Source organism: Bradyrhizobium sp. Kon56 (genome assembly GCF_055807635.1).
On record NZ_JBVVOU010000018.1, the window covers coordinates 18,356 to 44,099 of the forward strand.

Sequence of the window (25,744 nt, forward strand, 5' to 3'; positions counted from 1 at the left end):
CCCTAAATGAGCGTGCCCTACCGCATGCCCTACCAGTCTAAGATGCTACTCTGCGTCAGGGACGCCACTTCGAGCCCTGCTCGGCGAGTTCGCGAAGCAGTCGTTCGTGCAGGCCACTTTGCGGATCGATTCCCTGGCGCGCGAGATCCAGAACCGTGCGCGCCAGCTTACGGGCCTCCTCAACGGTGGTGCCCGGTACGTCGCCGATCTTGAGGTACGGCCGTGATTTCCCGATCGTGTACTGAACGTGAAAACTGATGGCGCCCGTATCTCGGATAATCGCGCGCAGGCCCGAGACCATGTCGTCGCTGACCGTAATCCGGTCAGTCTTCATGCGGCCGGTGGCCAATCCTTCGGCCAACTTCTGAAACCACTCGACTGTGAAATCGGACGGCTTTTTGGCCAAAGCATCTAGTTGCTTTTTCATCTTCCGGCGAGCATCAGGCATGCCGCATACTGTAAACGGGAACCCCAGCAATCGCAAGCGCCCATACCGTTCTTACTCACGATTGTTAGTACACACACACAACCTCGGCAAATTGCTGGTGTCGCTTTGACTGTGAATAGCCGGGAGAAGCCTGACAATCTGGAGTGGCTCCGCGGATGACGTGTCACCCTTGGTAATCGCGATCCGCCAGGAGAAACCGACGTTGTGCCCCCACACCGAGCTCCCTAGCGGCATGCCCACACTCACCGTGCCAGCCCTCGTTGAAGAGATAATCCAGCGCTACGACGCTAAGGACGAGCCGTTCAATGAGTTCGCCATCACAGGGGAAATGCGAGCGCTAAGCACGGTGCTTGTTGATCCGTCTGAATCGGAGCGAGCAGGAATATGGGCCGAGTACCTGGCTTTCGACTTGACCACTGGTCAGCACGAAAACCCTTGGAACAGTTATTTTGGACCGATGGGATCTGGTACGAATGACCAGGGTCAGAGAGTTTATTTTCCTGACATCGCGGGTACCGCTCCCATCACGGTCGATCATTGGGCCGGGCGCGCGAGATCTCTCAATCACCCCTTCCTAAAAGCGCGGTATGCCGATCTTGCATGGGAAATGAGCGCACCCATCGGAAAGCGGAAGCGCGATGTTGATGATGCCCGGCTTGCGGTCGACTGCTATCTCGACGCGATCCCTCGAATGGCCGAGGACCATGAGCACGTTCAGTTTGCGATCCGCGCGCTCGACCTGGCGGTCTTGATCGCCGATAAGGCGCGGACCGAGCGCGCACGCACCGAACTAATGGGCGTACATCGCCGGCTAATGATGCAGAAGCGCGGGCTCTGGTGGTACACGATTGACCGTTTGCTCGAAGATAAGAAGGCTGGTGTTACCGCCGCAGAGCGCGCTGCCCTTGTAGCCGACCTGGAGAGCATCGTCACTGCGGGGTCCAACCTCGGTGATCCTGCGCACCTGAACCCACACGAGGCCCAAGACGCTTCTGAACGTTTGATCCGACATTACGACCGACTTGGTAAGTTTGACGATGTCAAGCGACTCCATAGAGCGGTCGGCGAATCGTTCGAGCATTTTGCGAGCAATGCTGACCCCATGCTCGCTGCGGCGCTTCTGCAAACGGCCACCGACGAGTACCGGAATGCCGGGTTGAGAGAAGAACGCGACCGGACCCGCATCTTGATGCAGCAAAAAATCGGAGCGGCGGGCGCAAACCTCCAATCCGTCGAGCACAAGATCGAAATACGGCGTGATGATATGGAGCAGTTTCTAAATCTGATCGTGGACGACGACTTGGCTACGACTCTCGTTCGCATAGCCCGTGAGTTCTTGTTGAACCGTGCCCAGCTTGAAGATCAAGTAAAGCAGACGCTCAAAGAAGCGCCCCTCATGGCTCATATTCCTGCGACTATTATGGCCAACAATCACGTCGCTGCTAAAATCGGCTCCGTCCAAGAGGATCCCTTCGGGCGGCTGATGCATCAAACCAACTTTGCATTCCAGCTCGCTAGGCCATGGCTTGCGCAAGCCCTTCGGCGGCTGTTTGAGAAGCACGAGGCGGTGCCCGAGCATTTTGCCGGCTGGGCTAACCGACACGGCCTATTCGAGGACATGAGTTTGCTTGTGGAAGGTGTCCGGGCCTGGACGCGCGATGACCATGTGAAGGCAGCGCATGTGATTGTCCCGCAGGTAGAGCGCGCGCTTCGCAAACTTGCGGGAGACCTTGGGTTGCCGATCACAAGGCCACATCCGACGGTTTCGGAAACGAGCGTGGCGATCGGAATGGGCGAAATACTATACAACCAGAGAGTGGTCGCTGCCCTCGGTCCAGATGTCGCCTTGCATCTTCAGGCGCTCTACGCTGACCCGCGTGGAATGAACTTGCGCAACGAGATAGCGCACGGTCTCATGGACGCAGGACAGTTTTATTGGCACCTGAGCAACCTAATCGTCCACTCTCTCCTCATTTTGGGTCTATGGAAAGAGTTCGGCCGGAAGCCAAAACCTCTTCGCCCTGCCACACCGAGAGCGTAGATCGCCGGGTTGCCCATCTGCGCATCATGCGGAAGAAGACGCCCACCCTTCTCCACCTGCACGGTTGCTTGGGACATGGCTTCCCGGCGGCGCGCGGGTCCCGTAGGACGGCTTCCCGGAGTTCGGGCGGCAAATCCCGTTCGGAGCTGGATCGGCACTCCTAGCCGGCTTCCTACTGACGAGAGGCCATCTGTTCCATCTGCTTCCGGGGCGGCATGCGTGACCCGGTTTAGATGTGGATAGCTCGCCGGCACGGAACATTCCCATACCCGGGTTCCAGCGAATCACCGATATTGCCCAGTGCAAAACAAATCGTGAACCCCGTCTCAAGAAGAGGGAGCCGCTACGTGAACAGACATCACCCCGGAGCGATTCGCAATGTCACTGCACTTGGATATCCCCGACGAGTATTTCGACGCTAAACCGTTCTACCGCACGCGCGATGCGGCCCAGGCTGTGCTCCGGGAGATCAAAGACCACATCAAGAAGACTGGCGAGCCGCATTCTTGGCGTCACCATACGCACTCAAAGCCGACGACGGGTGCCCGTATCGTCTACATCGGGGAATTCGACCTCCCTCCGAGTCATCAGGCGCCGGACAGGCATGCCCCCTGCCCGTGCTGCTCCCCGAGAGCGCCGAAGTTCTCTCGCAGGGGCAAGATCGCCTGGTTTCCAGACGAGCATGTCATCCGCATGATCGGGCCGGAATGCTTTGCAACGCTCAACCCTGAAGGTCACTGGGAAGCCGTAGCGCAGTTCGACAAGGAAGAAGCCGAACGGCGCACTATTGCTTACCTGATCTCCAACCTGCACCTCAACGTGCCTGCCCGCGAAGTGATCGAGCGGGCGCTGCCGACCTTGGAGGTGATCGACCAAGTGCACGGCACGCTGCAGCAGCGCATCAACGAAGTGCTCCGGATTGACCTCTGGCGGCATGTCGGCCGTGGCGTACTCAACGTCACCGAAACCGGGCGCCGGATGCGCCGGTCAAGGGACGGCACCGAAGAGGTGGTGGACTTCCTGGACTCGGGCGTCCTGCATGAATTTCCCAGCTACCAGATGTTCAGCCCGAAAGTTTCGCGGATGGCATCGAGGATCAAAGGATGCGCTAAGCGCCTCTCCTTCATAGAGTTTGGCGACGAGATCGAGGCGCGCGTTCGCGAGATGGACACGGAAGATCAGGCACGGGCAGCCCGGATCCTCTCGAAGGGCATTGCGACCGCGGAGGAAATCTTGCGGGAAGCAAACACGATCCGCCACGGCTTCCGGGGTATGAGCATCGCGATGTTGAAAGGTTGGACCAAGCACAAGGGCTGTCCAGTCCGTCTCTCGATCTCTGGCGACGAGAGCAACTTCTACATCGGCGTCGACGACAATCATCCGCTTCGGATCGAAATCCCACCGCTCTTCTGGCGCGCCTTCGGCGAGCTGCCGAAGATCCTCACCGTCACCAACTGGGACGAGGACGCTTAATCTTTTCAACGCGCTTCGACAATTTCCGTGACCTTACCGTCAACGATTTTGACGACGTGGCCAATGCCGTAGACGAAATTTTCCTCGACGCCGGCGGCGGTCGTCTTTTTTTACAGTACGCAGAGGTTTGCGCCAGCAGGTTTCCGTCAGCTCCGCTGGTGTCATCCCAATCTTCGGCGGTCCTCGACGCGCGCATTCTTCGGCCACTTGTTTGCTCCGTGCAGCCGGATCGTAGTCGATAAGAAACGGCGAAGACGTACCGGTCCACCCGCGCCGACCGTCACTGAGCTCAACAAAATAATCGTCGGATCCCACGCTTCCTTTGGTAATCTCTTTGACGACGAACGATGCTCCTGACTTTAGTTTGAGAGTTCGCTCTGTGGTCCAATCATGTTGAGTGAATGTCACCTCAACTACATTCGGATTGCCTGGCGGGATTGCCACCCATAGGCGCTTGCCCACGAAAGCGCGACAGCCCCCATCGCTAAACCAACAGGTCTGGGGGCTCGATGCCGCGCTTGCCACCTCTGCACGCATGCAGACGACCGCGAAAACCAGAGCCACCATTCGAATCATTGTTCCCCCACTCACCTGACGCGTTATGTAAACAATCAACAATACCCAAGGTTCTTGTGCGCTCGCGACAGTTGCGCAACAATCTATTCGGTTCTTGGAGATACGCAATGACCGTCCTGCGTCCGGATTCGATCGCCTATCCGCCGCGCGGCATGTCCCGCGACGAGGCCGCCCGCTACGTCGGCGTGGGGACAACCAAATTCGACGAGATGGTTTCGGACGGCCGCATGCCCAGGGCAATGAAAATTGACGGGCGCGTGATTTGGGACCGGCTTCGGATCGAGGCGGCATTTTCCGACCTGCCCGAGGACGTCAGGGCGAACCCCTTGGACCGAATGCTGGAGGCCAGATAGTGCGCATCATGATGTCTTGGATCGATCCCCACGACGGATCGGTGAGCGGCGGCGTTGAATGGCCCGGGTATTTTCAGGAGGCGATACCTGCGGTCGGCGACACGCTGATCGAGCCCATCGGTGCCGGCGAGGTCCAATGCGGGAGGGTCGCCGAACGTTACATCTATTTCGCGCCGGACAATGAGGAAGTCTGGCACCTCGTCCTGCAATACGTCGAGTTGCAGCCGGGTCGACTTCGTGCACTGCATCTCCGGAGGGTGGTCGAAGACGTGAATTGCTTCCGGATCGACCTGGCCATGGCGGCGGCCCATGGTCTGACCGTTGAGCGAGGCACACCCATACGGGACGACGAGAAGGCCTGATTGAGCTTCACTTCTCCGTTGACACTCTTCCCCGCTATGCATCCGCATTAACGACGCGGCTTTGCCAGGATGTAACGGCAGTAACGCTGTAACAGCAGTTTTCCTACGAGGGCTCGGGGCGGGCCACCATACCACCAAGTCCATCTATAACCTCTCTAGCTATCTTCTAGAAAAGTTAGTGTTACAGCTGTTACAGTAAACCAACGGAATGAAATCATTGGAGAATTGCCGTAACGGCTGCACTTGATCGAGCCGTTACGGCCGCGCGCTGCCGTTACACCTAGCCTCGCGGCAATGGCACTGGACACGGTGGTGAGATTGAGCCGACCGCGCGGGCCGCCACCACCATCGCATCGATCCTGAATTCACAAGGCCTGTTCGTGTAAATTTCCACCTTGAAGCGGACGGCCGTTCCGGCGTTGCCGCGGCGCCAAACTCTCCCGACCGTTCCGTCACGCGGCGCCTTCGACGCGAACCCGAGGCTCTTGAGGGCCGCGCGCACGTCCTTCAGCGGCAAGCGCCGCTCCGACGCGAACAACTGCACGTCGGCCGCCGTGACGTAGCAATCGCGCTCATCGCCAAACGCGAACGCCAGCACATCTTCGGCTCCGGTGCGCTCGCGAGCGGCGTCCTGGTGCAGGCCCGCCACGGACCACAGCGCCTGCGGAATGCGGAAGTCCTCGCCGGCGGCATGCCATGTGGCGGCCTCGGCATAAAGCTGCTCGCGGTTCTCGCGGATCCAATCGAGATCGATTTCACCGTCGACACGCACTGGCAGCCAGCGGCGATTGCCGGTCTGCGAAAGCAGCGGCGCGTCTTCGTTAGTCGTTGCGATGCAAATGTGACGCCTGAAATGGTCGCTGGCCTCCTCCTTGTACTTGAGCGTGGCGTTGTCGTTTTCCCGCGACATGAAGGCTTTTAGCTTGGTGGTCTCGGTTTTCGAGATGCCAGCCAGTTCGGCCAACTCGATGATCTGCTTACCCTTGAGCTGCGGAATGACATCCTGCGGTCGTCCGCCCAACTCCACCGAATCGATGAACCATTCGGGCCGCAGCGCCAGGGCCTTGCAAAGGCTCGATTTGGACTTCCCTTCCTCGGATATGAAAATCACCGTCTCGTCGTGCTTGGCGCCCGGTTCGCGCGCTCGCTTGACCAGGCCGCCAATCAGGTTGGCGCCGGCCGCGCGATGATAAGAATCGTCCGGACTGCCGATTGCCTTCGACAGCCAGTTCCCAAGCCTCTCGATGCCGTCCCACTTCAGCGCGTCGATAGCATCGCGCAGCGCGTCATAGGTATATTCGCGCGCAATCCGGTCGATCCCGGCTCGGAAAAAATCTTTCGAGCAATTGAAGTTGTGCGCGGTGGTGTGCGTGTCAAGCCAGAGCGAGTCGCGTTGGGTTTCCCCCAAACGTTTCCATTCCTGATCGTACACTTCGAACGATTCCATCGAGTTGGTGAATTCGTCGTAGCGAAGATCGACGTTCAGGAAAGTGCGGATATTATCGAAGCTGGCCGGATCGGGCTTGTTGCCGGCGCTGCTGACGTAGCCGGTGCGGTTCCTGCCCTGAATTTCCCAGAGTATCCGATCCTCGAACTGTTTGTGGGCCCTGGCCAGGGCATCTTCCGGGATTGCGCACTTTTTCGTCCGGATCAGGTCGATCAGTTCTGTAGATGTCTCCGGATGCACCAGCGCTAAAATTGCTAGGATGTGCGCCACTCGGTCTACGCGGAAGGTCCGGGGCTTTTGCGCCATCGCCACGATTCGGCGGATGGCGGAATTGAGTTGCTTGAAAATTGCCGGATAGTTCTCGTTTGCGGCCGACGGCAACTGCGGCGCATCGGGCCAGCGCTCGACCGAATACCAACCTTCGTCGAAATCGTCGATCGGTCGCGCGGCCAGGCCGGCGATGGCAAGGGCGGTGTTGCCGACTAGATGTGGTCTTTCAGGAGGTTGTCCATCTGGTCTGAACCGAGGAAGCTGAGGTTGCGAAGCTTCAGTTTTCCAAGGAGAGACCAGATGAACATCCACAAGAATGCGCCTCTGACGCCCAAAGGTCGAGAGGCGATGGTCCGAAGCGTGGTGGAAGGTGGGCTGAGCCAGGCCGACGCTGCCTACCAGTTCAACACGACGCCGAAGACCGTCGCCAAATGGGTCAAGCGGTTCCGCGGAGAAGGTGTGGATGGTTTGCGCGACCGCTCGTCGCGACCCCATTCATCGCCGAGCCAAACCCCGCCAGCCACGTGTGCAGCCATCGAGGCCTTGCGCCGGCAGCGCCACACCGGCAAGCAGATCGCAGCCGAGGTCGAGGTGTCGGCGGCCACCGTCAGCCGCGTCCTGCGCCGCTTGGGCTTGAACCGGATCCGTGATCTGGAGCCGGCCGAGCCGGAACGTCGCTATGAGCGCGAGAATCCAGGCGAAATCATTCACCTCGACATCAAAAAACTCGGGCGTTTCCAGCGTGTCGGTCACCGCATCACCGGCGATCCGAGTGGCCCGAACAAAAGCCGTGGCGCCGGTTGGGATTTCGTCCACGTCTGCATTGACGACCATTCCCGCGTCGCCTTCTCCGAGATCAAGCCCGATGAGACGGCTGAGAGTGCTGTTTCCTTCCTCAAGGCGGCTGTGGCTTATTACAAAAGCCTCGGCGTCACCGTCGCGCGCGTCATGACCGACAATGGGAGTTGCTACCAGTCCTTTGCATTCCGCGATGCTTGTCGGGATTTGGGCATCAAGCATATCCGCACCAAGCCCTACACGCCGAGAACAAACGGCAAGGCCGAACGCTTCATCCAGACCGCCCTTCGGGAATGGGCTTACGCCAAAGCCTATCCAACATCAGATCGGCGCGCCCAAGAACTGCCAATCTGGCTGCACCAATACAACTGGCACAGACCACATGGTGGTATAAACTCGCAAAAGCCAATCAGCAGACTCGGTCTAACCGAGGACAACCTCTTGAGGCTCCACAACTAGAGCGTTGCCAGGCGGACCATACAGCTTTTGCCGGTTGATTTCCTCTTGGGCCTTCGGCTCGATCTTATTCACAGGCACCTTGCTCCAGTATGCATTTCCGAGTAGTTGGATTTTGCCGCCGAGGGCGTCAACCCGAGTCTTCTGATCGTCGTTCATCGCCGGCCGGCCTTCGCGGCGGCGATCGCCCATCTCAAGGTCCAGCGCGGTCATTAGGGCTTCCCACTCCGCCAGCGCGACTTGCCACGCCTCCCACTCTGCGCGAGCTGGCTCAAAAACGGGTTCTGGCGGCAGGTCCGCGCTTTCATCATCTTGCGCCGGGTGACGCTCCCACCGGGCAAGCGCGTCGAGGTAGGCTCGGCGCTCAGCTTCCTGCTTCAATGCCGGGAGGTCTTCCACAATGAACTGCTGGTTACTTTCACGGTCGAAATAGACCTGAAACTCTCCGCGGTCGGGAATGACCCCGCGCTCAAATACGCGCAGCGTGTCCGGCTTCACCCGAATGAAAGCATGATCGCCTTCAAAGTCGTCGGGCCATATTTCAACGGCTCCAGGCACGTCTTCACCGGGTATCAGTTCATCGTTCGGACCGATCGTGGTGCCGTGGATTTCCTGATCTTCGTGCAGTTCAACGCATCCGAGGGCGAAAGTACTGTCGTAGAAGACGAGCGTGTTGCCGTCGATGTCGGCAGTCCGCGGAAGGTAATTTGCGAGCATTCAGGACTCCTCGTTTGTGAGTCCCAAACCAAAACGGTTGCAAAAACCGTGAACTGTGATAGGTAATAGCTGCCAAGCGAATTACCGATGCAATCCACGCCCTGCGATCGCTCCGATCCGGGGCGTTTTCGTTATGGGGCAGGTTCAGTCAAGATTGACCCCATGGCTTGGGCTACAGCTTCGAGCGCAATCAGATCCAGTTGAGCAATCTGATTTAGACATGGTCCGCCGAAATCCCCGTCATCGTTACGGAATACGACGACGGACATTGGATCCTCCCCCCGTTGCAAATTCACGAAGATGCGTCCGCCGTGATCGAGAAACCGTATCGTGGCATGCGGGTAGTGCTCGCCCTTCCACGCCGCGTACGCGCCGCTGCGCATATCAGAGATGAGCGCTTCGAGTGCTTCGCCGAACGTCTCGGCTCGCGAAAAAGCAAAGCCTCTGATTTCGTCAGCAAATTCGCCGCTCAGCAGGGCAGCAGCCCTGGCGGTTCTTACAACGTCCAAGGGGTTCGGCGCTTTGCGCCCTGTAGAGGGTGTCGCGCACAGCGCAATGAGCAAATTGGCCAGTTCGCGAGCCGTTAAGTCGACCGCGCCGGGTCCCTGTTTGCCGCGGCGGAAGATGGTCTCATCCTCGCGCAGGCGCTGTATATAGGTCGTGATGGTCGAGGCCGGGATGCCTAAGAGCCGACTCAAAATCTCAATAAAGATAGTCGTTGTCGCCATGCCGCCTACAATATATGAATATCACATATTGTCAAGCCGGTGGGGATTTGCCCCGTATTCCGGTCCCCTGGCTGTTGGCCGGTAAGAACGTAATTCCCGCGTCGATCAAAGCCCGCTCGATTTTCTTTAGAGCTTCCTCGCGTGCGCTGACGCGCCAGTGCCCTGCGATCTCCCGCGGTTCGATTTTTTCAATATCTTGAATCGTCGAATTCCCAACATCGGCGGATTTCGCCAGGTCGGCGACGGTCCATTTCAGAAACGCGCGCGCGGCGCGCACCTGTGCTCCGGTGATTGTCATTCAACGCACCCCCATTTACTGACCTTGAAGCATTACACGTTCGTATGGTTAAATCGTCAATGAAAATAATTGACGATACGTCGGTCAAATTCATTGACAACGAAATGCGTTGACGTATTGTGGTTTCCGTCACGAGGCAGACCTGCCCTGCACCCACCGGAGATCAACGCATGAGCGGATTAGTCATTCGAGGCGCTCTTTCAGTTTCCACCCTGCCCGGCTGCTTATTTGCGAACCCGGAAAGCGTCGGCCGATTTGCGATCGATCGACAAGCTTACGAGACTGCCGTAGCCGCCTTCGAAAAGGAAGCCAGCCCCAAAACCCTCCGTGCCAGTGTTGCGTTCGCTCGGCGGCATGGGCTCCGGATGACCATGGCGGATGCGCGCGAGCACGCCGTTTCCATGCTTCGCGTCGCGCTGCAGGCGCTTGGGTACGATGACGAGGCGATCGAGTGGCATGCAGCATTACACGAAGCCGCGACCGCACTGATCAACGACGGGGCTTTCGGGGCACGGCATGCTGCGTTGCTTTGCGCGCAGCATAGGTCCGTTCCCAGTCATCCTCTGCCTTCCGCGCGGCGTCGTCACGTATCCATTGTTCCAATTCCGCGTTGCCGTCGGGCACCGGCGACGCCACAATTCCCGAAGCTTTGTCCAGCGCCAAGTCTATGGCTTTGCGGTCCCATCTGCGCGTTCCTGGCAACGCCGCTGGAATGGTGCCGGCGGCGACCCACTTGGAAAAGGTCGCGGGCGTGACGCCGCAATACGCTGCGGCTTCGGCGCCGGACATGAGGCAAGGCTGATCGGTCATCTGGTGACCCTATCGCGGTCACCCACCATCTTATGTCGACAATTCTCAATCCACAGCAATAATCAGGGCTTGAAGGAAAAGCTGTCCGCAACGTCGATCGAGCTGAACACGTCAGCCAGTTCCATGCGCGCTCTAGACCTTATCGCACCAATTTTGCCTTCGCTGACGCCGACTGGAAGCTCGGCGTACTTCAACGTGGCATGAGCCTCATAATCGCCGGGCAGCACACTGTCGAGTACACAGAACGAACGCACCGAAACTTCAGCGCTATTCATCTGTATTTGAGATATCAGCGATCGAATTCTCTCGGTGAGTGCGCGCGAGATGCCAACCAAAGCACCTTTTGGGTTGACACCCGGCTTGACAACATCGCTGTCGAAAACTGCGCGAGTTGTATGAGACGCACGTGAAACCGACAAACCTTCCTTCTTTAGATGCTTGTTGTCGAAAGAATCCGCGCTCACCGAATTGCCGTCGCGTTTGGTTTGATCGAATACCGCGAAGTACACGTATTCGTCGTTTTGCACAGGCCCAAAACCGTGGGCGGCGCCGAGATGATGCTGCGTAGTTGTTTCCTCAGCGCAGTCCGGCATCGGCTACAACTAGGCAACAAGCGTCTGCAGGGCCGCACGAAACTCTTGCGGCAGCGAGGCATCTAGCGGCGCCTCATCCAAACCGCTGTTCAAGTAGTTCTGGTGGGCATTTTTCACTGCAAACGAAACGGTGCCGTCACCGGGGAAGATCAACGCCGCGCCGTTTACCCCACTTCTCCATTGCAACGTCAATACACCATCGTCGGACATCATCACCCGGGGATTGCCGGTCAGCCTATGTCGCTCCACGAATGTCACTGCTTGGTTCTTGGCCGCCCGCGCCTTGTCAAGAAATTCAGCATCGACGACCGACTGATCAACTGAGTACGATAGCCGGTCGAGAATTGAGACCGTTTCCAAGGGCAATGTTGCCGGCGGAACAATCGTAGTCGGCATCGCCTGGAATCCGGGCGGTGCAGTCTCTAGCATTTCGCGGACCCACCGAAACACGAGCAGGAAGTCATTCGTCAAGTCGGCTTCTTCCCCGTTCGCAAGGCCGGGCGTCTGGCGCCACGCCCTAACGGAGTTCGGAGCCATCACATGCAACTCGATCTTGGTAGATGGAGTGTGCCACTCGACCTGCAGATCGCCGGCTGCACCGGCCGCTATCTCAGGAGGCGCTGTGTCTGGAGTGCAAATCGATTTCAGCATCTGCAACGTAAAATGGGCAACCTCGAGTCGAACGGAAGGCGCGGCACCGGCATCACTTTGTGGCACGGCCTGAACCAAATTCTCCAACCGCTGCATGACGGGTTCGCGCCAAGCGGCAAAGTCGTCCCCGACAAAGAGCCGGATGGGCTCGGGCAGACGGCGCACTGGCCGGCTCACAAAACGACCGTCAAGGTTGGAAAATGCTGAATTGGCGGTGGGACTCATCGAACTCGCTTCCAGCGTTCGTGGGCAGCGGGAGTGGTGGAACTCAAAAACTCGTCTGCAATCATATGGCGAGTGTTTTCAAGAAAATCGAGGGCCCCTTCAATCGTATCGGCTACCGGTCGCCCCCGCGCGGTAAGGTTGAGCGTGAGGACCCGTCCACCCTGACGATCAACCCCTGTAACCGATTCGCGGTAAAGCCGACCATAGGGCTTTCCCTCGGCATCGTGCAAAATCCGCTTGACTGTACACATGAGTTCGTCGACCGGCGGCGCTTCGGGCGCGATATATGAAAACCATTCCTGCGGCCTAAATGGCTCCGGGCCGCCAACGGACTTGATTTGGTTCAGATACGACAGTTCGCATTGAGTGATCACTAGTCGCTCATTGCCATAGCGATTGAAGTAGGCCTCAAGCCTTTGCATTTCAGTTTTGAATTGTGTCAGCACGCGCTCGAACCGCGGATACTCGGCGCTCTCGATGTCCATCTTTCGCCAGTTATGTAACAGACGATCGGGTTGGAATTGAATGAGATCATGGCCGGTCGAGGACTGAAACCAGAGACGGCTATGTTCAATGCCCGTGCCAAACTGGAAGGGGAAAAACTGTGGGGCCACGGGCAGTCCAAAAGTTTCGAACTGAGCGTTGAGTGGAACTTGCTCCGACACAACCGGAAATTGCTCCTGAAAAAGCTGCCAAACTTCAAGCGACCTGATTTGCTGATAGCCAGGCGCGGGCTGAAACTGAATGCCCATCACCACCTCATGAAGAGGTGGCGCTTCAAACTCCGGGAGGTTGTTCGTGGACACTGGCACCTTGCGACAACCCTAGACCAATTCCTCAATGGCTGGAAAGCTGGCATTTTGTGGTTAACAGGCAATTGAGGGCTCAGCCCCCCCTATTTCAGCGGCCTTTCTGTCCGCCCATAGGATGATTCGAGAATCACAGTCGCCCCACCGCGTCCGCAGGAGCATTACTGCTGAATACCAAGCGCCGAACCTTTCCATCCATTCGCCAGGCGGCCAGGGCGTCGGCGATCGCGGCATCCTGTTCGGGCGTGTTCGGCGGCGTCGGTACCGGCGCCATCCCCAAGCGAGCCGGATCCGGATGGACAATCCGCCTTACGATGAGGGCGACCTGCGGCCGAAGATCCGGACGCGGGGTGCGTTTTCGCATCTCGGCCAGGTCCGCTTGCGTGACCCTTCGACGGCTCACCGCTGCATGGCCTCTTGCTGCATTCGCTTGATTTCGGCCACCTCGGCGGCGGTGTCGACGACGTCGAACGCCGTGACGTAGGCCGTGAGCAGGTCCGACAGCGGCTTTGCCTCATCGGCTGTCAGATACCCGGCCGCTACGGCCGACAGGATGGCCGCGTGCGCCTTGGGGACGTCGGCCGGGCTTGCCAACACCGGAAAGTCGGGAATCTCCACATGGCCACCGCGCCGGATGGGGGCAATCCGGTCCAGGCAGAGCCGCAGCGCCGTCGTGTCGCCGCGGAGTGCCAACGCTACAGCGGTTTTCGTCAGGCCCTCCCACTGGCCTTCCATGAGGCTTTCCATGGCTACGGTGACGCGGTGACGCGTGCCGGGCTGCTTGCCGGGGTTTCCCGGCGCAAATCGCCCTCTCGCGTCCCTGCCCTCCGGTAACGGTTGCGGCACCGGTAACGGCAAGGTGTGCAAGAGCGGCGGTCCGAGTAGTTGTGCAGGCGCCTCCGGCGCGCCACCAGCGGGCGGCGGTACGGGACAGGGAGGCGGCGGCAAATGCCGGTCGCTAGGTGGTGGCGGTGTGGTCATTTCATTGTTGAGGCCGCCGGATCAGTCGACGACCTTGTACCCCTCTTTCAATATCTTTTCGGAACGGTCGATCGGGCCGAGTCGGTCGAACGCTTCCCGCGTCATGACCTTTTCGCCCGGCTTGGGTGGCGGGCGACTTGCCGATCTTGCGTCGGCTTGATCGTCAACAATTTTGTAGCCATCACGCATTTTTTCGGCGCGCTCGACCGGCTGCAGCTTGTCGAACGCTGAACGCGTGAGAACCTTGTGCGGATCGGGCGTCCCGCCCTTTCCAGTAAGCCCCGTCGGCTTGAACATCGACGGAAACTCTCAGCGGTCTCGCTCATGAGATCGCTGAGCGTTGCGAGGCCGTTCGGACCACTGCCAACCATCGGCGTCCCGCCGTCGGATGCTACAATTCGAACGACTCGCCTGTCATCTTCGGTTCCGATCGCGACTCGGTCCTCGATGTTTGCGAAAACCAACTCGTCGTACCGCGGATCGACGCCGGCTTCACGAAACGCGACACTAAGAGCAAGCTTTCGCTCATTCTCGCTGACAATTCTCAATTGTTTTTCGATGGGTGATACGAATGCTTCGACGTGAGTTTTCAGATCGGACAAATCGAGACGATACTTTCCTGACTTCGCATCCTTGACGTACAACTCGCGCAACTCTGGTTTCACTTTTTCGAGGTTCGGTTCGACGAGATTTAACGGCATGGTTCTTCCTGTGAGGTTCCTATGATGCCAAATTCGAATTCATGAGGAAGGGTGGCACTCGTTCTCCGGTTGAGGGGTCTACTCGCTCTCCAACCTGATCGGGCCAGCGGTGCACTATCCTTTGCGTGAGGCAATCCTTCTCAAAGAAAGTTACTTGAATGAAGCCGCCGGCTGCGAAATGGCTCATGCTTGAGCCCGGCACGGGCTCCTCGCCTGGAGCAAACTCCCGAGACGCGAGCCGAGCCCCACAAACCACGCGAACAGCCAGTTCGTCGATCGGCATCGTATCGTCATTGTAAAAATCGGGAATTCCGGCCTGCTGAAGATAAATTTCCGATGGGATCGTTGAAAGATACATTCCGTCCAAGCGCTGCAGCTCCCAAGCCGTCTTCGTGACTGTTTGGCCGCCTATCAATTGTTCCTTGGGGTACGAACTGAAGGTATACGCGCGATAGCCTCCATCTCTCTCGGACCACCCCGCGACGATGGCCGTACCGCTGGCGTGCCATCGGTGGTCGATACTCTTAAGGTGATCGATCGCATTCCTTCCGTATCCGACGACATGATTCAGAAGATCGTCAAAAGTGCATATGGGCGGCCCGATCTGCGACGCGATGGCGGGACCGAACGCCCCCGCTCCGACCCAAGCCAGTACGGATGATCCTGCCGCCACTGGCAAAACCTTCGAAGCCATTCCCAAGATCGTCCCATCTTCGTCATAGGCAACGCCGTCCGACGCGAAGAGTATGCCGTTGGTTGCCGGTATGCAGACGACAATGCTCATGCAGCAACCCTTTTCAGAATGAGTTCCGGTCCGCACTCTGCTCCGGGAGCCATTCCGGCGATACCACCCATGGCAAATTTGCCCACGCCTTTATTGATAGCTTCCAACAAAGGCTTGAAACGAGAGGTTGACGCCGCGTTGACGACAAATTCTCCATTCGAGAGCAAGGTTGGAATGCTATCCGATCGTGGGCCGCCCGGCCCGCTTATCAGGCCACCACCTGCGAACATCGGGAAGGAAAGGCCGCCTGTGCCCGCACCAAGGCCCGAGGACATCACCGGCACACTACCGCTGCCGAGTCCAAATAGACTTCCCAGGCCACCAAGAAGGCCGCCACCTGACGATCCCCCGAAAGCCGACGCGAACAATTTATCGGCTGCCATCGACATAAGCTTGTCGGCAATTTTGCCGAGCGCATCCAACCCGGCAGCTTTGAACGATGACCAGGCATTGGCACCGCTGCGCAGTTGCTGGCCGAATTCGACAAAGAAGCCGCTATTTATGCTGCGCCCTTCGGTGAGAAGAGAATCGAGCTGCTTACGGCCGCTCCCGATCTCGTTCAGTGCAGATTGAAGTTGCGGCAGTGCAGAACCCGCAATCTTCGCCTGATCGCTGAGGTCTTCCAGCGATTTTGCAGCATAGTTGTTCGCAGCGGTCCATTGTTGAACGTTTGTCGGATCTAGCAGACCGCGCGAGACAAGAACTTGTAAGCTGTCGTTGGTGGCCTGCTGAGCTTTGGCGAGGTCGAAAAGTCCGGTACTTGCCTGTTCCTGCACGCGCGACATTTCGCCCTGCGCGCGAACCACGTTCAGGATACCCTCGCGCTGTTTGGCGGAAACGCCGACACCCTGCAACGCCGCGGCGGCGAGTTCGAGTTCCTTTGCCCTTACCTGATCCTCAACGGTTGCCAGGTTTCCGAGCAGCCCGATACGCGCCTGCGCTTGCTGGTTAGCTGCCAACGCCTGCTGAAGCGTCTGTGGTTCTGCCATGCCTGCGCGCTGATTGAGCCCGCGCTGCATGGCGCCAGCATTCAGCGGCCGATCGAACGAGCCGTAACGGTCCGCAAAGGTCGGAGCACTCGACATCGCATTCACGGCGGTCTTGCCGAGATTGTAGACGCCGGCAGTCAGTGGATTGATAGACAGCGCAAGGTCGCCGTATTTCTTGAGCCAATCCGGGATTTTCACGTTCGACAGCGCGGACGTGATGTCAATAACGCCTGACTTGAAATAGTTGACCATATTGGTGGTCGCCTTATTCCAAGCGTCATCGAATTCGCGCGCCTTCCGGATCAGATTGAGTTCTGCCGATTCGTTGAATTTCACCGTGCCGTCGATTGCGGACTGAATGCCTTTGGAGCCTTGCTCCATGTAGCGCACCCACGCCGCATCGCTCGGCAGGCCGGCTTCGCGCAAAATCTTCTGCTTCTCCACGTCGCTGGTCGAACGGGCGACGAGATCGGCAACGTTGCCGAGATAGCCGGCGAGATCCTTGGCGCTCTTGCCATTGGCGATCATCAAGCCATTCAGGGTGCCGAAATTGTGCTGTGCGTCGTTGACCGATCCAGCAAAGGCCGCGATGCCTTTCTGAAAATCGTCGTTTGCCGATGCCCTTGAAAGATGCGGACTGCTGCAGTGCGTGGATCTTGGTCAGCGAAAGATCGGTCGAGCGCGAAAAATCGTCCAGCGCCAGTTCGCTCTTGATGATGCTGTTCGCTGCGATCGCGAAGCCTGCGGCGACACCCGCCACACCACCGACGAGCAGGCGCATCGGCGTGAGCACGCCGGCAATTGTGCTGCCGATTTGCCGGAGCGCGCCGCCCACGGTCGCGCTTTTACTCGAACCAAAGATGTCCGCAATCTGCGTACCTTGCTGAGCCAGGACCATGAACGGCGACTGGCCGGAAACCAACGAAACACCGACGTCCTGCAACTGCCGGGACAGGTTGATCATCTCATGGCGGGCGAGACCGGTCGAGGCGGCGACCTTGTCGATGCCTTTTGCGGCCGTCTCTGCGGATTTGGCCACGCCGGCAACGCTGGTTCCCGTCGTCTTGGTGGCGGCCTGCAGCTTGTCCGCGCCGACCGCCGCTGCATTCGCCGCCGTGGCCAAACCGTCGAGAGCCTTAGCCCCGGCCACAATCGGCCGGGAGTCCAAGGCCAAGCCCAGCGTTGCGATATCCACGTCGCGGCCCTCCTAGCGTCTATTTCTCGGCTTCGGCCACTTTCGCCTGGCGACCACCGCTCGCCAGAAGGTTCAAGTAATCGAGAAGTGGTCGCTGCAAATCGACCATTCCTGTTTCGAAAAGGTCACGCTCGTATTCGGGTTGCGATCTTTCCATCTCAGAAGGGCTCAAATCGCTCCCAAGCAACAGAATCTGTGCGAAGGATTCCTGGTCGAGCGCCGCAACCTTGTTATACGCTGGGACAAGGCCGCCGAAGACCTTGGACACGCGCCGGAATGCGTCAAGACTGACGTTGAGTTCGCGAGTTTTCATCGGGCCGACTGCGACAGTAAATTTCGTGATGCGATCAGACACGCGGTTTTCCTTTCAGTGATGATGACTTTGGTTGGCGCGGGCGCCTTGCTCGAATGGATTGCGTAAGCTCGGGTTCACCGAGCAGGCTCGACGGGAGCCGGAACGCGATGGGCGCGGCGCCACTCGGCAGCCGCCTCCGCCTCGATAAGGACCTTTCCGCGGACCTTCATACGCTGCGGCGCTTGGCCATCCCTAACAAGGTTGTAAAAAGTTGCGCGGCAGATCCGGTGCGCACGCAAAACTCGGGAATGGTGAACGCGACTTGATTGTCCATGGTCGGTAGTTGTACCACCGTGTATGCATACTGTCAACAGACGGGCCATTGTAGACAAATCTGAGCCGTTTTCTGCGGCCCAATCCTTGAAATATTACCGGTTTACAGTAGACGAGATCATGCCAGTCGAATGTACGGTCAACCCAAAACCCAAGGAATTGACTACTTGCTCGGCCGGCGTGCCTGCGCAGTAATCTGACGATGCCCGCATGATGTGGCGGCGCTTCTCAAATAGGGCGCCGCGCCGATATGCAGCCTCGACGTCGTCAGACACTTTGTGTGCAAGCGCCATTTCGCACGCCTTGTCGTCGAAGTTCGTTTCCTCTGATGCCCAGTCGCGGAATGACGAGCGGAATCCATGCGTCGTCGCATCCCCCTTGATCTTAAAGGCTCGCAGTACCCTATCAAACTCGCCCTCGGGCAGAGGTTCATCGCCCGGACCAGCGAACACATACACACCAGTGCTGGTGCGCCTGACGCGTTCTAGGATTGCTACGACCTGCGGCGCCAATGGCACCTGATGCAGTCTCTCTTCCTTCATACGGATGATGGGGACCGACCAGAGCGGCCCGGTGTTTGTGAATTCCTTGCCGTCCTCGTCGCGTATCGTTACAGGCACCGCGCGCAATTCGAATTCTTCCCATTTCGCAAGGCGTGCCTCGGACGATCGCGCGACCGTCTGCACGGTGAACGACAAAGCCGACTCAGCCGTTTCGGTGCTCCTGGTCAATTCGCGCATAAAGGCCGGCACCTTGCGATAGTGCAGCGCCTTGTGGTGACCTCCGCTCTTTTTCTGCGGCGGTAAAAGGACATCAAGGTTATCTTTCAGCCTGCCCGGGTTTTCGCCGGATCGCTCCCCTTTAGCCTTGGCAGCCCCGAGTACGCGCTCGATGCGTCCCCTCGTTCGACGGGCAGTGTCAGGCTTTTCAAGCCAGATCGGCTTGAGGACCGCGAAAACGTCCGACGTAGTCACCTTGTCGACCGCTAACCCGCGAAGTGAAGCGCAGTAATCGAACTTGGCAGGTTTCCCGTTCTTGTCCGTGCCCATCAGTGTCATTTGCCACTGGTCAGCGTGCTTTGGATTTTTCCACGACAGCCGCATGGAATCGATGAAGCGCTGCGCTACCTGGCCAAATGTGGGAACGGACTTACTGTTGCGGATCGAATCCTTGGGATTGACACCCTCCGCTAGGTTGGCACGCGCGTCCGTCGCCAACTGCCGAGCTTTGGCAAGAGAGACGTCGCGCGCAGACCCGAACCCGATTTCGGTTTTCTTGCCGCGCCAACGATAAAGGAAGACCCATCGTCGGCCGCCATTTTCAGAAATGGAGAGATACAGTCCGCCACCATCGGCATGCCGCTTAAATGCGGTCAGTGTTTTGACTGAGTTCGAAGCAAGCCTGTTGATGAGCCGTGCCATTCCTGCCCTGCCATCTGCCCTACCAGCGACGCTGGATTAGCGTGCTACCGGGTTGGACAATATCAGACAGAGACTAACAGGAAATGCATGAATTCGTTGAAGAAATTGGACTTAGGTGGACAGCTTTAGACAGCTTTAGAATCTTCACTGGCGGAAGGGGTGGAGACCACCGAGCAGCTGGATTGGCTTCGCGCTGAGGGCTGCAACGAGGTGCAGGGATTCTTATTCAGCGGCGGCCAAGCCGGCCGCTGAGGTGGAGCAGCTCTTGCGTCGTTTTGGCGCGAGGGCCTCGAGAGCGGCGTGAAATTTCGGGCCCGACAGCACCAGGTTCGTAAGGATTTGCGCACAGATCCGGATCGGGGTCGCGATACCGCCCGAGACCGTCTCTCGTGCCCACTGCGCGGCATCTGGGAGCGCATTTTTGCTGCGCTAGCCGTTGGCGAGGAAGCGCCCGACCGCCTGTCGTGCAACTCCTACGCCGATACATGATGTAGTCCGATTGCAAATGCTGCACGGCGGATAGAGACTGCTGTAAGAATCCACCTCATCAGCTAGGAGAGGCGGGCTTGACCACGAAGACCACGAAGAACGAGCACAGCGCGGGCGACGCCGCTTTGGACTTTGCTATCAGGGACAGTACGCGTTAATCTTGCTATGGCGCGAAACTGACGACGAGGCGTTAGTATGGCTTGAAACACTGGACGACGTCGTTCTCGTCGCCAACGGCGAAACCTTTCTGGAGCAGCTGTAGCATTCTCTCAAACATAAGTCGCCTGCGCTGAGGGTCGCGAGCGTGAAGCTCTGGAAGACATTGAAGGCCTGGATCGACATCCTGCCGAGCTCGACCTATCCCGAACCTGGCTGCACCTCGAGGGAGCGCGATCCGTTTGCAGACGCCATAGCATTTAACGAGGATGCCGCCGGAACGCGGCGAACTATCCATCGATTTTGCTGGAAACGTGCGCCCCATCGCGGGACCAGCAGGAATTGTGCGCCTCATTTGAATAATAATCTCGAGATTGGCTGGAAAGGGAACGAAGCGGCGATTGCCGATCTCTATTCCTCGCCGCAGAGGTCGTTCATGGGCAGTCATGATCTTGTCTCCAGCAGTTTCCTAGGGCTGACCGCAGTAGGAGTTGCGCTACTCTGCTCGAGCCTGCTTGTCCTCGTCTTCACATGAGGTGAGCCGTCGCTCGTGTGGCCCCTCTCTGCTCATCCAGTTCATCGGCTGGAGGGACTACTTCCCTGGGATTGGAGGCTGGCATCAGCGATCGCCGCTTGAGCTGTGTAACCATGCACGTCAGCGGTTCGTCACGTTGCCAGTATCAAACGTGTTGCCGAGGAACTTGACGAAGATGAAGACTGGCTGCGAGAGGTCGCCAATAAAATTGAGATTGAACATGGCGCAATCTGGGGCTATGGCGCCGGAGAACATGGCATGCAGGTTTTCACTAAGTTCGGTATCGAAAACCTGATCGAACGCGTCCGGATGTATAGGAAGCCCGGAGCCGCCTAAGCGTTCGCCGCCAGAATCATCCAATGAGCCCGCGGCCTATGCGGGGATGCTTATGGCCCAGTCTCCCCCGAAGACGTGCTCTCCGACGCCGGCCGATCCTCAACGCACATTGCCACCGTAAACGCGCACAACCTTAAGGTCGGACAATCGGATAGTTTATGTTGCGCAGGTTTAGGCTGGGATGTGGCATGAATTCTGCGATCGTAGGCCTTGGAGCCGGGCCCGTCGTGCGGCTTTTGAAAAAATATATCCGCTTTGCGCGCGGGGTCGACGACCTGACAGTCGCCGAGAAAGTCTATGCGATCGCCGGGTTCTTGGGAATTGTTACGGCCTTTCTTCTGGTCATGTCGGTCCAGACCGTGCGACTGCAGAATTCCTATCGTAATACGCAAGCCTCCTCCGCTGCAGCGGCGATCAATTCCGGACTGGTCAACGCATCCATCTATGCGATCGTGATGGACTCGCGCGGCATCTACATGTCCACCGAACGAGCCAAAGTGAAAGAGTTCGCGGACGGAATCCTCAAGCGCAACCACAAGCTTGCGGAGGTGATGAAGGGCTGGGAGCCTACGGTCCGTTCGGAAGACTTCGAACGGTTCGCAGCCCTCAAACGGCGCATTGCCCAATTCATCGATTTTCACCAAGAGCTGGTCCGCCGGGCCGTCGAGATTAGCCCCGCAGCCGCCCGCGAGTTTGGGGACACCGAAGCCAGCAGCACGGTTTGCAGCAGGCTGAATGCGGATCTAGAAGCGTTGCAGCGCGGCTACAACGAGCGCACTCGCGAAGCAGATGGGCTCGCCGTACAAAATCGCTGTGCGGCATGGTACCTGTTCATGCTGGGTTTGGCGGCGCTGGTGCTTGCCGCGCTCAATGTTCTCGTGATCCGGGATTCGGTGCTGGCGCGGCTCTCAGACATTGCCCAGGCGACCGATCGCATCAGAATCGGGGACATCGGAAGCGAGGTGCCGCATCTGCGACGCCAGGACGAAATCGGCCACCTGGCACGCGCCGCGCAGAACTTCCGCGATGCTGTCGCTCAAGTCTTTGAGCTCAAACAGCTTGAATTTGACCTCTGCAAACAGCGCGACGCCGCAATGGCCGAGCGCGACGCGTTCAACGACAAGTACCAGAGCAAAAAGTGGCAGCTCTCCGCCGCTATCAACAGCATGCCGCAAGCCCTCATCATGCTCGACGGCAAGGCACGTGTGATTGCAATGAACAGCAACTACCGCCGGATGTATAATCTGCCCGAGACCATCGAGTCAGGGTCCTCGCTCGAGGAGATCCTGGAGCACGGGCTGTTTAGCGGCGACATCAAAAAGTACGTTTCGGCCATTCTCGTTCGCATCGGAAAGAAGGAGCCGGCGGCTTACGAGGTAAGGCTCAACGACGGCCGGATCGTCAAGATTTATGAACGGCCTATGGATGGGGGTGGCTGGGTCTCCGTCCAGGAGGACGTCACGGAACAGCGGCAGAAAGAGCGTATTCTCGAGCGTACCGAACGGCTGCTCGCCACGGTCGTCGAGAACGTGCGCGAAGGTATCATCGCCAAGGACGCGCGCAGTCTGCGCTATCTGTTCATCAACAAGGCGGCCGAACAGCAGATGGGTATGTCGCGCACCGACATTGTCGGCAAGACCGCGCGCGAATTGTTTTCCTCTGAAACGGCCGAGCTGATCGAAAAGCGCGACCAGCAGCTACTTGCGCAAAGCCAGCAGCTCGAGCCTATAGTCGATACGATCTGCAATCCAGTTCGCGGCCGCCGGGTGATCTCGTGGAGGCGTTTGCAGATTGGCGCCCCCGGGGAGGACTCGCACATGTTCGTGAGTATGGTGGAAGACCTCTCCGATCAGGTTGGGACCGCCGACTAGCAGTCGGCCTTGCGTCACCCTCCGCGCAGGCGAATACGGGCACTGTCGCTCATTTCTGTGCCAAATGGTTGGCTTCCGCCCGAGGAAAAGCTCTCCACCAGTGCTGGCCTAGCTTGTCAGGTGTGTCGCTCTCGCAACGTCACAATTGTTCCATTGGCCTTCGAATCGTTTTTGACTTCACAGGGTGGCGAGTCCGGCGTTTGATTATGGGGGACCCGGGGTAAGGTCTTTTATCTCGAAGACATTTTGAGGCGGGTTCAAGAGGCCGCTGTCCAGCGCCAGCGGTCTCTTCGTTAGCTTCATCGGGAGAGTTCGTCCGATGCCGACGCAAGTATGGGCTCTCGCCACGTCAATCGGCTGGACAGTCGTCGTGGCCGCGATCCTGCTCTATTTGATCTTCAGCCCTGGCTAATCCGGCGCCCCTTAAAGGGGGCGAGAGCCTAATCGTCGTGATTGCGCAGCCGTGGCCACGGGACTGCCGGCCGCATAGGGGCCGTGCCAAAAAGAGGACCTACAAGCGCCCGCCGAATTGGGAAAGTCCGCGGAGGAGAAATCGCTGTCTGCCGGAGCCTTGAAAGGACACGCCGAACGTCAGGTGACGCCAGCCGCAGTGACTACGCGGCTGTCACGGATCGCGAGCAATCACCGATCGTAGTCGACATCGACATCGATATCTGCATGCCGATCGCGGCGGTGTTGATGCTGTTGCTGCCGTTGGCTTCGACAACGACATGTCGACCGATGATGATCGGCACCATGTTGCCGATCAGCATGATGCTGCTGGCGGCCGTCGCCAGAAACTATGCCTCACCGAGCAGTCGACGGCATTGCCCGGCTCTTGCGATCAGGTGCTTGGCTAGATGCCCGATGATAGCATTGTCCAATCCGTCTTTCTGCGCTTGCTTCCGTACGGCGGCTACAATGTCCGGAAGCTGCTCGGCCATGGAAATCAGTCCGGCGATCACCTTGTCAGGATCGAGGCGCGTTTCGTGCGCGAACTTCTGCCAATCGCGTAAACTAATCTGGCTGAGCTTGTAATCACCGCCGATTTTCATCGCGAGCTTGATCTTCTGCAGATCGACGTCATCGTAGGGAAGAATGCTGGCGATGTCGTAGAGCGGGGCGAGCCGTACGTGAGGGCCTCCGGCCAGCAGCAGCGAATAATTCTTGGCATGAGCATCCGTACCCGCAATCAGCCAATTGAAGCCTAGCGCGTCGACAAAAGTGTCAACGTCGGCGACGCGATCCGTGGAATAGGTGCGCAAAAGCTTGATCACATCGGCAGGGCTTGGTCCGCCATCGTTTTGATACTTCATGGTCGGCAGGATGCCGAGCGCCTGGCAGATATCTTCCTGGTGGACACGGACGATCTCGTTCCCACTGAACTGCCGGTCGTAGCGCTCGATGACGATGGCGATTTCTTTTCCGAAATGCATCACCTGGGTGTCGGCGACGGGCAGACCGAGATTGCGCGCAAGTATGAGGCAGATATGTTCATTTTCCGCGTGTCCATCGAAATGGCCGGTCGGCGGTTTGAGAATATGAGTCGTCGGAATGCGCCCAGAGGGAATTCCCCATTTGCCCTTTTGCAGAAGCAAGGCGGTTTTGGGTTGGGCACCCGCAAGGCTGAATTGTCCGGTATCGCGCGGCAATCGCCAGGCGGCGTGATCCTCGCGTAAGGTTTGCAGGCGTTTGGCGATCGCCGTTTCGTCGAGCCAATCGACCTTGTCGTCGGCGCCGCTTCGCAGGGCCTCCAGCCGATGGGGCGTGACGAACTGAATGGCTCCCGCGCAATCCTCGCCGACATGAGAAATAAGAGCAAACACGTTGCGCGCGGACACCTGAAATCTTCGAGCCCACCGTTCGAGCACGCGTTCGTTGTCGGGCAGGAGTCCCCAGAGGAAAGCCTGCACGGCGGAAGGACCGTGCTCTTCGGCCGCGAGCGGCATGGACAGCGACAGCGGATAGGCTCCCTCGGCCTCGCGCCAGTCGTTGTCATAGACAAAGGTGAGCCGGCCGCGGGCGTCATTGCGCACGCGGCCGATTTCCCGACCATCCAGCAGAGCAACAAGTTCGCTCGTCATGCCTTTTTCTTCCTGGCCTTGGCCACGATGGCGTTGATATCGACGGCTGGCCTGGTGGCCCCGCGGGCGGGCGCTTGTTCGGTGCCCGCATCCAGGCGAATGTCCAGGGCATCAAGGGCGCGAAGGATCAGTCCGAGCTCAGCGCGCGCGTGACCGTGCTCAACCTCGATCACCCATTGGCGGCTGACGCCAATGCTCTTGGCAAACGTCGACTGATCGAGTTTGAGCTTCTTGCGCCGGTCGCGAAGGACGGCACCGAGTTCGGCCGGTGTGCGTATGAGCATGGGATTTCCAAATGTCAACGTTCGCATACTTTAACATATGTCGACGTTCGTTGACAATTTGTAAATGCCAGCGTTCGATGACATTATAGAAAGTCATCGATCGCTGACATTTCGCCCAAACGTAATTCACGTGTCAATTGAGCCAGGCCGATCGGCATCGATATTCACCCCGGCGCCCGCACCGGCTCCGGCTTCTTCATCGATTACGGCGCCGGGGTCGTGATCGGCCATGATC

26 protein-coding genes and 1 pseudogene are annotated in these 25,744 nt (G+C 58.4%); 8 read left to right on the forward strand and 19 right to left on the reverse strand.

All coding sequences use genetic code 11. The features are described 5' to 3' along the window. Positions 1-55: 55 nt before the first annotated feature. Positions 56-427, reverse strand: a complete 372-nt coding sequence (locus AC0L3B_RS25385) for an Arm DNA-binding domain-containing protein (protein WP_473381201.1) — start codon at positions 425-427, stop codon at positions 56-58. A gap of 253 nt (positions 428-680) precedes the next feature. Here AC0L3B_RS25385 and AC0L3B_RS25390 point away from each other — a divergent pair, with 253 nt between their 5' ends. The 4 genes from AC0L3B_RS25390 to AC0L3B_RS25405 all read left to right on the forward strand — a co-directional run bounded on the left by AC0L3B_RS25390 (position 681) and on the right by AC0L3B_RS25405 (position 5,253). Continuing rightward, complete coding sequence (locus tag AC0L3B_RS25390; protein ID WP_473381202.1) at positions 681-2,489, forward strand: DUF4209 domain-containing protein; 1,809 nt, start codon at positions 681-683, stop codon at positions 2,487-2,489. Positions 2,490-2,867: 378 nt separating this feature from the next. Then, positions 2,868-3,962, forward strand: a complete 1,095-nt coding sequence (locus AC0L3B_RS25395) for a hypothetical protein (protein WP_473381203.1) — start codon at positions 2,868-2,870, stop codon at positions 3,960-3,962. A gap of 683 nt (positions 3,963-4,645) precedes the next feature. Next, a complete protein-coding gene (locus tag AC0L3B_RS25400; RefSeq protein WP_473381204.1) occupies positions 4,646-4,891 on the forward strand; it encodes a hypothetical protein in 246 nt (81 codons plus the stop codon). After that, positions 4,891-5,253, forward strand: coding sequence for a hypothetical protein (locus tag AC0L3B_RS25405; RefSeq protein ID WP_473381205.1), 363 nt, complete (start codon positions 4,891-4,893; stop codon positions 5,251-5,253). The genes AC0L3B_RS25400 and AC0L3B_RS25405 overlap by 1 nt, the downstream gene beginning before the upstream one ends. Positions 5,254-5,533: 280 nt before the next feature. Here AC0L3B_RS25405 and AC0L3B_RS25410 read toward each other — a convergent pair whose 3' ends face one another. Then, positions 5,534-7,282 (reverse strand): VapE domain-containing protein, encoded by a 1,749-nt coding sequence (locus tag AC0L3B_RS25410; protein ID WP_473381206.1) that lies wholly within the window; start codon positions 7,280-7,282, stop codon positions 5,534-5,536. Here AC0L3B_RS25410 and AC0L3B_RS25415 point away from each other — a divergent pair. Continuing rightward, complete coding sequence (locus tag AC0L3B_RS25415) at positions 7,271-8,227, forward strand: IS481 family transposase (RefSeq protein WP_473381207.1); 957 nt, start codon at positions 7,271-7,273, stop codon at positions 8,225-8,227. The genes AC0L3B_RS25410 and AC0L3B_RS25415 overlap by 12 nt on opposite strands. Here AC0L3B_RS25415 and AC0L3B_RS25420 read toward each other — a convergent pair. The 13 genes from AC0L3B_RS25420 to AC0L3B_RS25480 all read right to left on the reverse strand — a co-directional run bounded on the left by AC0L3B_RS25420 (position 8,192) and on the right by AC0L3B_RS25480 (position 19,754). After that, positions 8,192-8,941: a hypothetical protein gene (locus AC0L3B_RS25420; protein ID WP_473381208.1), complete on the reverse strand. Its 750-nt coding sequence runs from the start codon at positions 8,939-8,941 to the stop codon at positions 8,192-8,194. The two genes, AC0L3B_RS25415 and AC0L3B_RS25420, sit on opposite strands and share 36 nt — an antisense overlap. 131 nt (positions 8,942-9,072) lie before the next feature. Beyond that, entirely contained in the window at positions 9,073-9,669 is a 597-nt protein-coding gene (locus tag AC0L3B_RS25425) for a hypothetical protein (RefSeq protein ID WP_473381209.1), read from the reverse strand. A 31-nt stretch (positions 9,670-9,700) separates the two neighbouring features. Beyond that, positions 9,701-9,967, reverse strand: a complete 267-nt coding sequence (locus AC0L3B_RS25430; RefSeq protein ID WP_473381210.1) for a helix-turn-helix domain-containing protein — start codon at positions 9,965-9,967, stop codon at positions 9,701-9,703. Positions 9,968-10,456: 489 nt separating this feature from the next. Beyond that, positions 10,457-10,777 (reverse strand): helix-turn-helix transcriptional regulator, encoded by a 321-nt coding sequence (locus AC0L3B_RS25435; protein WP_473381211.1) that lies wholly within the window; start codon positions 10,775-10,777, stop codon positions 10,457-10,459. A 62-nt stretch (positions 10,778-10,839) separates the two neighbouring features. Further along, a complete protein-coding gene (locus AC0L3B_RS25440; protein ID WP_473381212.1) occupies positions 10,840-11,370 on the reverse strand; it encodes a hypothetical protein in 531 nt (176 codons plus the stop codon). Positions 11,371-11,379: 9 nt separating this feature from the next. After that, complete coding sequence (locus AC0L3B_RS25445; protein ID WP_473381213.1) at positions 11,380-12,246, reverse strand: hypothetical protein; 867 nt, start codon at positions 12,244-12,246, stop codon at positions 11,380-11,382. Next, the gene (locus AC0L3B_RS25450) at positions 12,243-13,052 is read right to left on the reverse strand and encodes a TIGR04255 family protein (protein WP_473381214.1); all 810 of its coding nucleotides are present in this window, start codon (positions 13,050-13,052) and stop codon (positions 12,243-12,245) included. Before AC0L3B_RS25450 ends, AC0L3B_RS25445 begins: the two co-directional genes overlap by 4 nt. A gap of 402 nt (positions 13,053-13,454) precedes the next feature. Further along, positions 13,455-13,790 carry a hypothetical protein gene (locus tag AC0L3B_RS25455; RefSeq protein WP_473381215.1) on the reverse strand — a complete coding sequence of 112 codons (336 nt, stop codon included), beginning with the start codon at positions 13,788-13,790 and terminating at the stop codon, positions 13,455-13,457. Between the two features lie 267 nt (positions 13,791-14,057). Next, entirely contained in the window at positions 14,058-14,333 is a 276-nt protein-coding gene (locus AC0L3B_RS25460) for a hypothetical protein (RefSeq protein ID WP_473381216.1), read from the reverse strand. A 423-nt stretch (positions 14,334-14,756) separates the two neighbouring features. Beyond that, positions 14,757-15,521, reverse strand: coding sequence for a hypothetical protein (locus tag AC0L3B_RS25465; RefSeq protein WP_473381217.1), 765 nt, complete (start codon positions 15,519-15,521; stop codon positions 14,757-14,759). Positions 15,522-16,787: 1,266 nt separating this feature from the next. After that, positions 16,788-17,705, reverse strand: a complete 918-nt coding sequence (locus tag AC0L3B_RS25470; RefSeq protein ID WP_473381218.1) for a phage tail length tape measure family protein — start codon at positions 17,703-17,705, stop codon at positions 16,788-16,790. A gap of 19 nt (positions 17,706-17,724) precedes the next feature. Then, positions 17,725-18,060 carry a hypothetical protein gene (locus tag AC0L3B_RS25475; RefSeq protein WP_473381219.1) on the reverse strand — a complete coding sequence of 112 codons (336 nt, stop codon included), beginning with the start codon at positions 18,058-18,060 and terminating at the stop codon, positions 17,725-17,727. 368 nt (positions 18,061-18,428) lie between these two features. Then, positions 18,429-19,754, reverse strand: a complete 1,326-nt coding sequence (locus AC0L3B_RS25480) for a tyrosine-type recombinase/integrase (protein ID WP_473381220.1) — start codon at positions 19,752-19,754, stop codon at positions 18,429-18,431. A gap of 141 nt (positions 19,755-19,895) precedes the next feature. Here AC0L3B_RS25480 and AC0L3B_RS25485 point away from each other — a divergent pair. Next, positions 19,896-20,058, forward strand: a pseudogene (locus tag AC0L3B_RS25485) (hypothetical protein); the annotation flags it as partial. 489 nt (positions 20,059-20,547) lie between these two features. Then, on the forward strand, positions 20,548-20,934 hold the full coding sequence (locus AC0L3B_RS25490) for a hypothetical protein (protein ID WP_473381221.1): 387 nt from the start codon (positions 20,548-20,550) through the stop codon (positions 20,932-20,934). A 120-nt stretch (positions 20,935-21,054) separates the two neighbouring features. On the opposite strand, the gene AC0L3B_RS25495 is transcribed toward AC0L3B_RS25490, so the two are convergent. Continuing rightward, complete coding sequence (locus AC0L3B_RS25495; RefSeq protein ID WP_473381222.1) at positions 21,055-21,294, reverse strand: hypothetical protein; 240 nt, start codon at positions 21,292-21,294, stop codon at positions 21,055-21,057. Positions 21,295-21,458: 164 nt separating this feature from the next. Here AC0L3B_RS25495 and AC0L3B_RS25500 point away from each other — a divergent pair, with 164 nt between their 5' ends. Further along, the gene (locus AC0L3B_RS25500) at positions 21,459-23,141 is read left to right on the forward strand and encodes a PAS-domain containing protein (protein WP_473381223.1); all 1,683 of its coding nucleotides are present in this window, start codon (positions 21,459-21,461) and stop codon (positions 23,139-23,141) included. A 614-nt stretch (positions 23,142-23,755) separates the two neighbouring features. Here AC0L3B_RS25500 and AC0L3B_RS25505 read toward each other — a convergent pair. Genes AC0L3B_RS25505 through AC0L3B_RS25515 form a run of 3 tightly spaced genes read right to left on the reverse strand, consistent with a single transcriptional unit; the run spans position 23,756 to position 25,536 of the window. Beyond that, positions 23,756-23,914, reverse strand: coding sequence for a hypothetical protein (locus AC0L3B_RS25505; protein WP_473381224.1), 159 nt, complete (start codon positions 23,912-23,914; stop codon positions 23,756-23,758). Positions 23,915-23,941: 27 nt separating this feature from the next. Continuing rightward, positions 23,942-25,225: a type II toxin-antitoxin system HipA family toxin gene (locus tag AC0L3B_RS25510; RefSeq protein ID WP_473381225.1), complete on the reverse strand. Its 1,284-nt coding sequence runs from the start codon at positions 25,223-25,225 to the stop codon at positions 23,942-23,944. Further along, entirely contained in the window at positions 25,222-25,536 is a 315-nt protein-coding gene (locus AC0L3B_RS25515) for a helix-turn-helix domain-containing protein (RefSeq protein WP_473381226.1), read from the reverse strand. Before AC0L3B_RS25515 ends, AC0L3B_RS25510 begins: the two co-directional genes overlap by 4 nt. Positions 25,537-25,744: the final 208 nt, after the last annotated feature.

Coding starts and splice junctions, on each gene's coding strand:
- AC0L3B_RS25385 (WP_473381201.1), bottom strand. CDS start 427: ATGAAAAAGCAACTAGATGCTTTGGCCAAAAAGCCGTCCGATTTCACA.
- AC0L3B_RS25390 (WP_473381202.1), top strand. CDS start 681: ATGCCCACACTCACCGTGCCAGCCCTCGTTGAAGAGATAATCCAGCGC.
- AC0L3B_RS25395 (WP_473381203.1), top strand. CDS start 2,868: ATGTCACTGCACTTGGATATCCCCGACGAGTATTTCGACGCTAAACCG.
- AC0L3B_RS25400 (WP_473381204.1), top strand. CDS start 4,646: ATGACCGTCCTGCGTCCGGATTCGATCGCCTATCCGCCGCGCGGCATG.
- AC0L3B_RS25415 (WP_473381207.1), top strand. CDS start 7,271: ATGAACATCCACAAGAATGCGCCTCTGACGCCCAAAGGTCGAGAGGCG.
- AC0L3B_RS25420 (WP_473381208.1), bottom strand. CDS start 8,941: ATGCTCGCAAATTACCTTCCGCGGACTGCCGACATCGACGGCAACACG.
- AC0L3B_RS25425 (WP_473381209.1), bottom strand. CDS start 9,669: ATGGCGACAACGACTATCTTTATTGAGATTTTGAGTCGGCTCTTAGGC.
- AC0L3B_RS25430 (WP_473381210.1), bottom strand. CDS start 9,967: ATGACAATCACCGGAGCACAGGTGCGCGCCGCGCGCGCGTTTCTGAAA.
- AC0L3B_RS25435 (WP_473381211.1), bottom strand. CDS start 10,777: ATGACCGATCAGCCTTGCCTCATGTCCGGCGCCGAAGCCGCAGCGTAT.
- AC0L3B_RS25440 (WP_473381212.1), bottom strand. CDS start 11,370: ATGCCGGACTGCGCTGAGGAAACAACTACGCAGCATCATCTCGGCGCC.
- AC0L3B_RS25445 (WP_473381213.1), bottom strand. CDS start 12,246: ATGAGTCCCACCGCCAATTCAGCATTTTCCAACCTTGACGGTCGTTTT.
- AC0L3B_RS25455 (WP_473381215.1), bottom strand. CDS start 13,790: ATGGAAGGCCAGTGGGAGGGCCTGACGAAAACCGCTGTAGCGTTGGCA.
- AC0L3B_RS25460 (WP_473381216.1), bottom strand. CDS start 14,333: ATGTTCAAGCCGACGGGGCTTACTGGAAAGGGCGGGACGCCCGATCCG.
- AC0L3B_RS25465 (WP_473381217.1), bottom strand. CDS start 15,521: ATGAGCATTGTCGTCTGCATACCGGCAACCAACGGCATACTCTTCGCG.
- AC0L3B_RS25480 (WP_473381220.1), bottom strand. CDS start 19,754: ATGGCACGGCTCATCAACAGGCTTGCTTCGAACTCAGTCAAAACACTG.
- AC0L3B_RS25500 (WP_473381223.1), top strand. CDS start 21,459: ATGAATTCTGCGATCGTAGGCCTTGGAGCCGGGCCCGTCGTGCGGCTT.
- AC0L3B_RS25505 (WP_473381224.1), bottom strand. CDS start 23,914: ATGCTGATCGGCAACATGGTGCCGATCATCATCGGTCGACATGTCGTT.
- AC0L3B_RS25510 (WP_473381225.1), bottom strand. CDS start 25,225: ATGACGAGCGAACTTGTTGCTCTGCTGGATGGTCGGGAAATCGGCCGC.
- AC0L3B_RS25515 (WP_473381226.1), bottom strand. CDS start 25,536: ATGCGAACGTTGACATTTGGAAATCCCATGCTCATACGCACACCGGCC.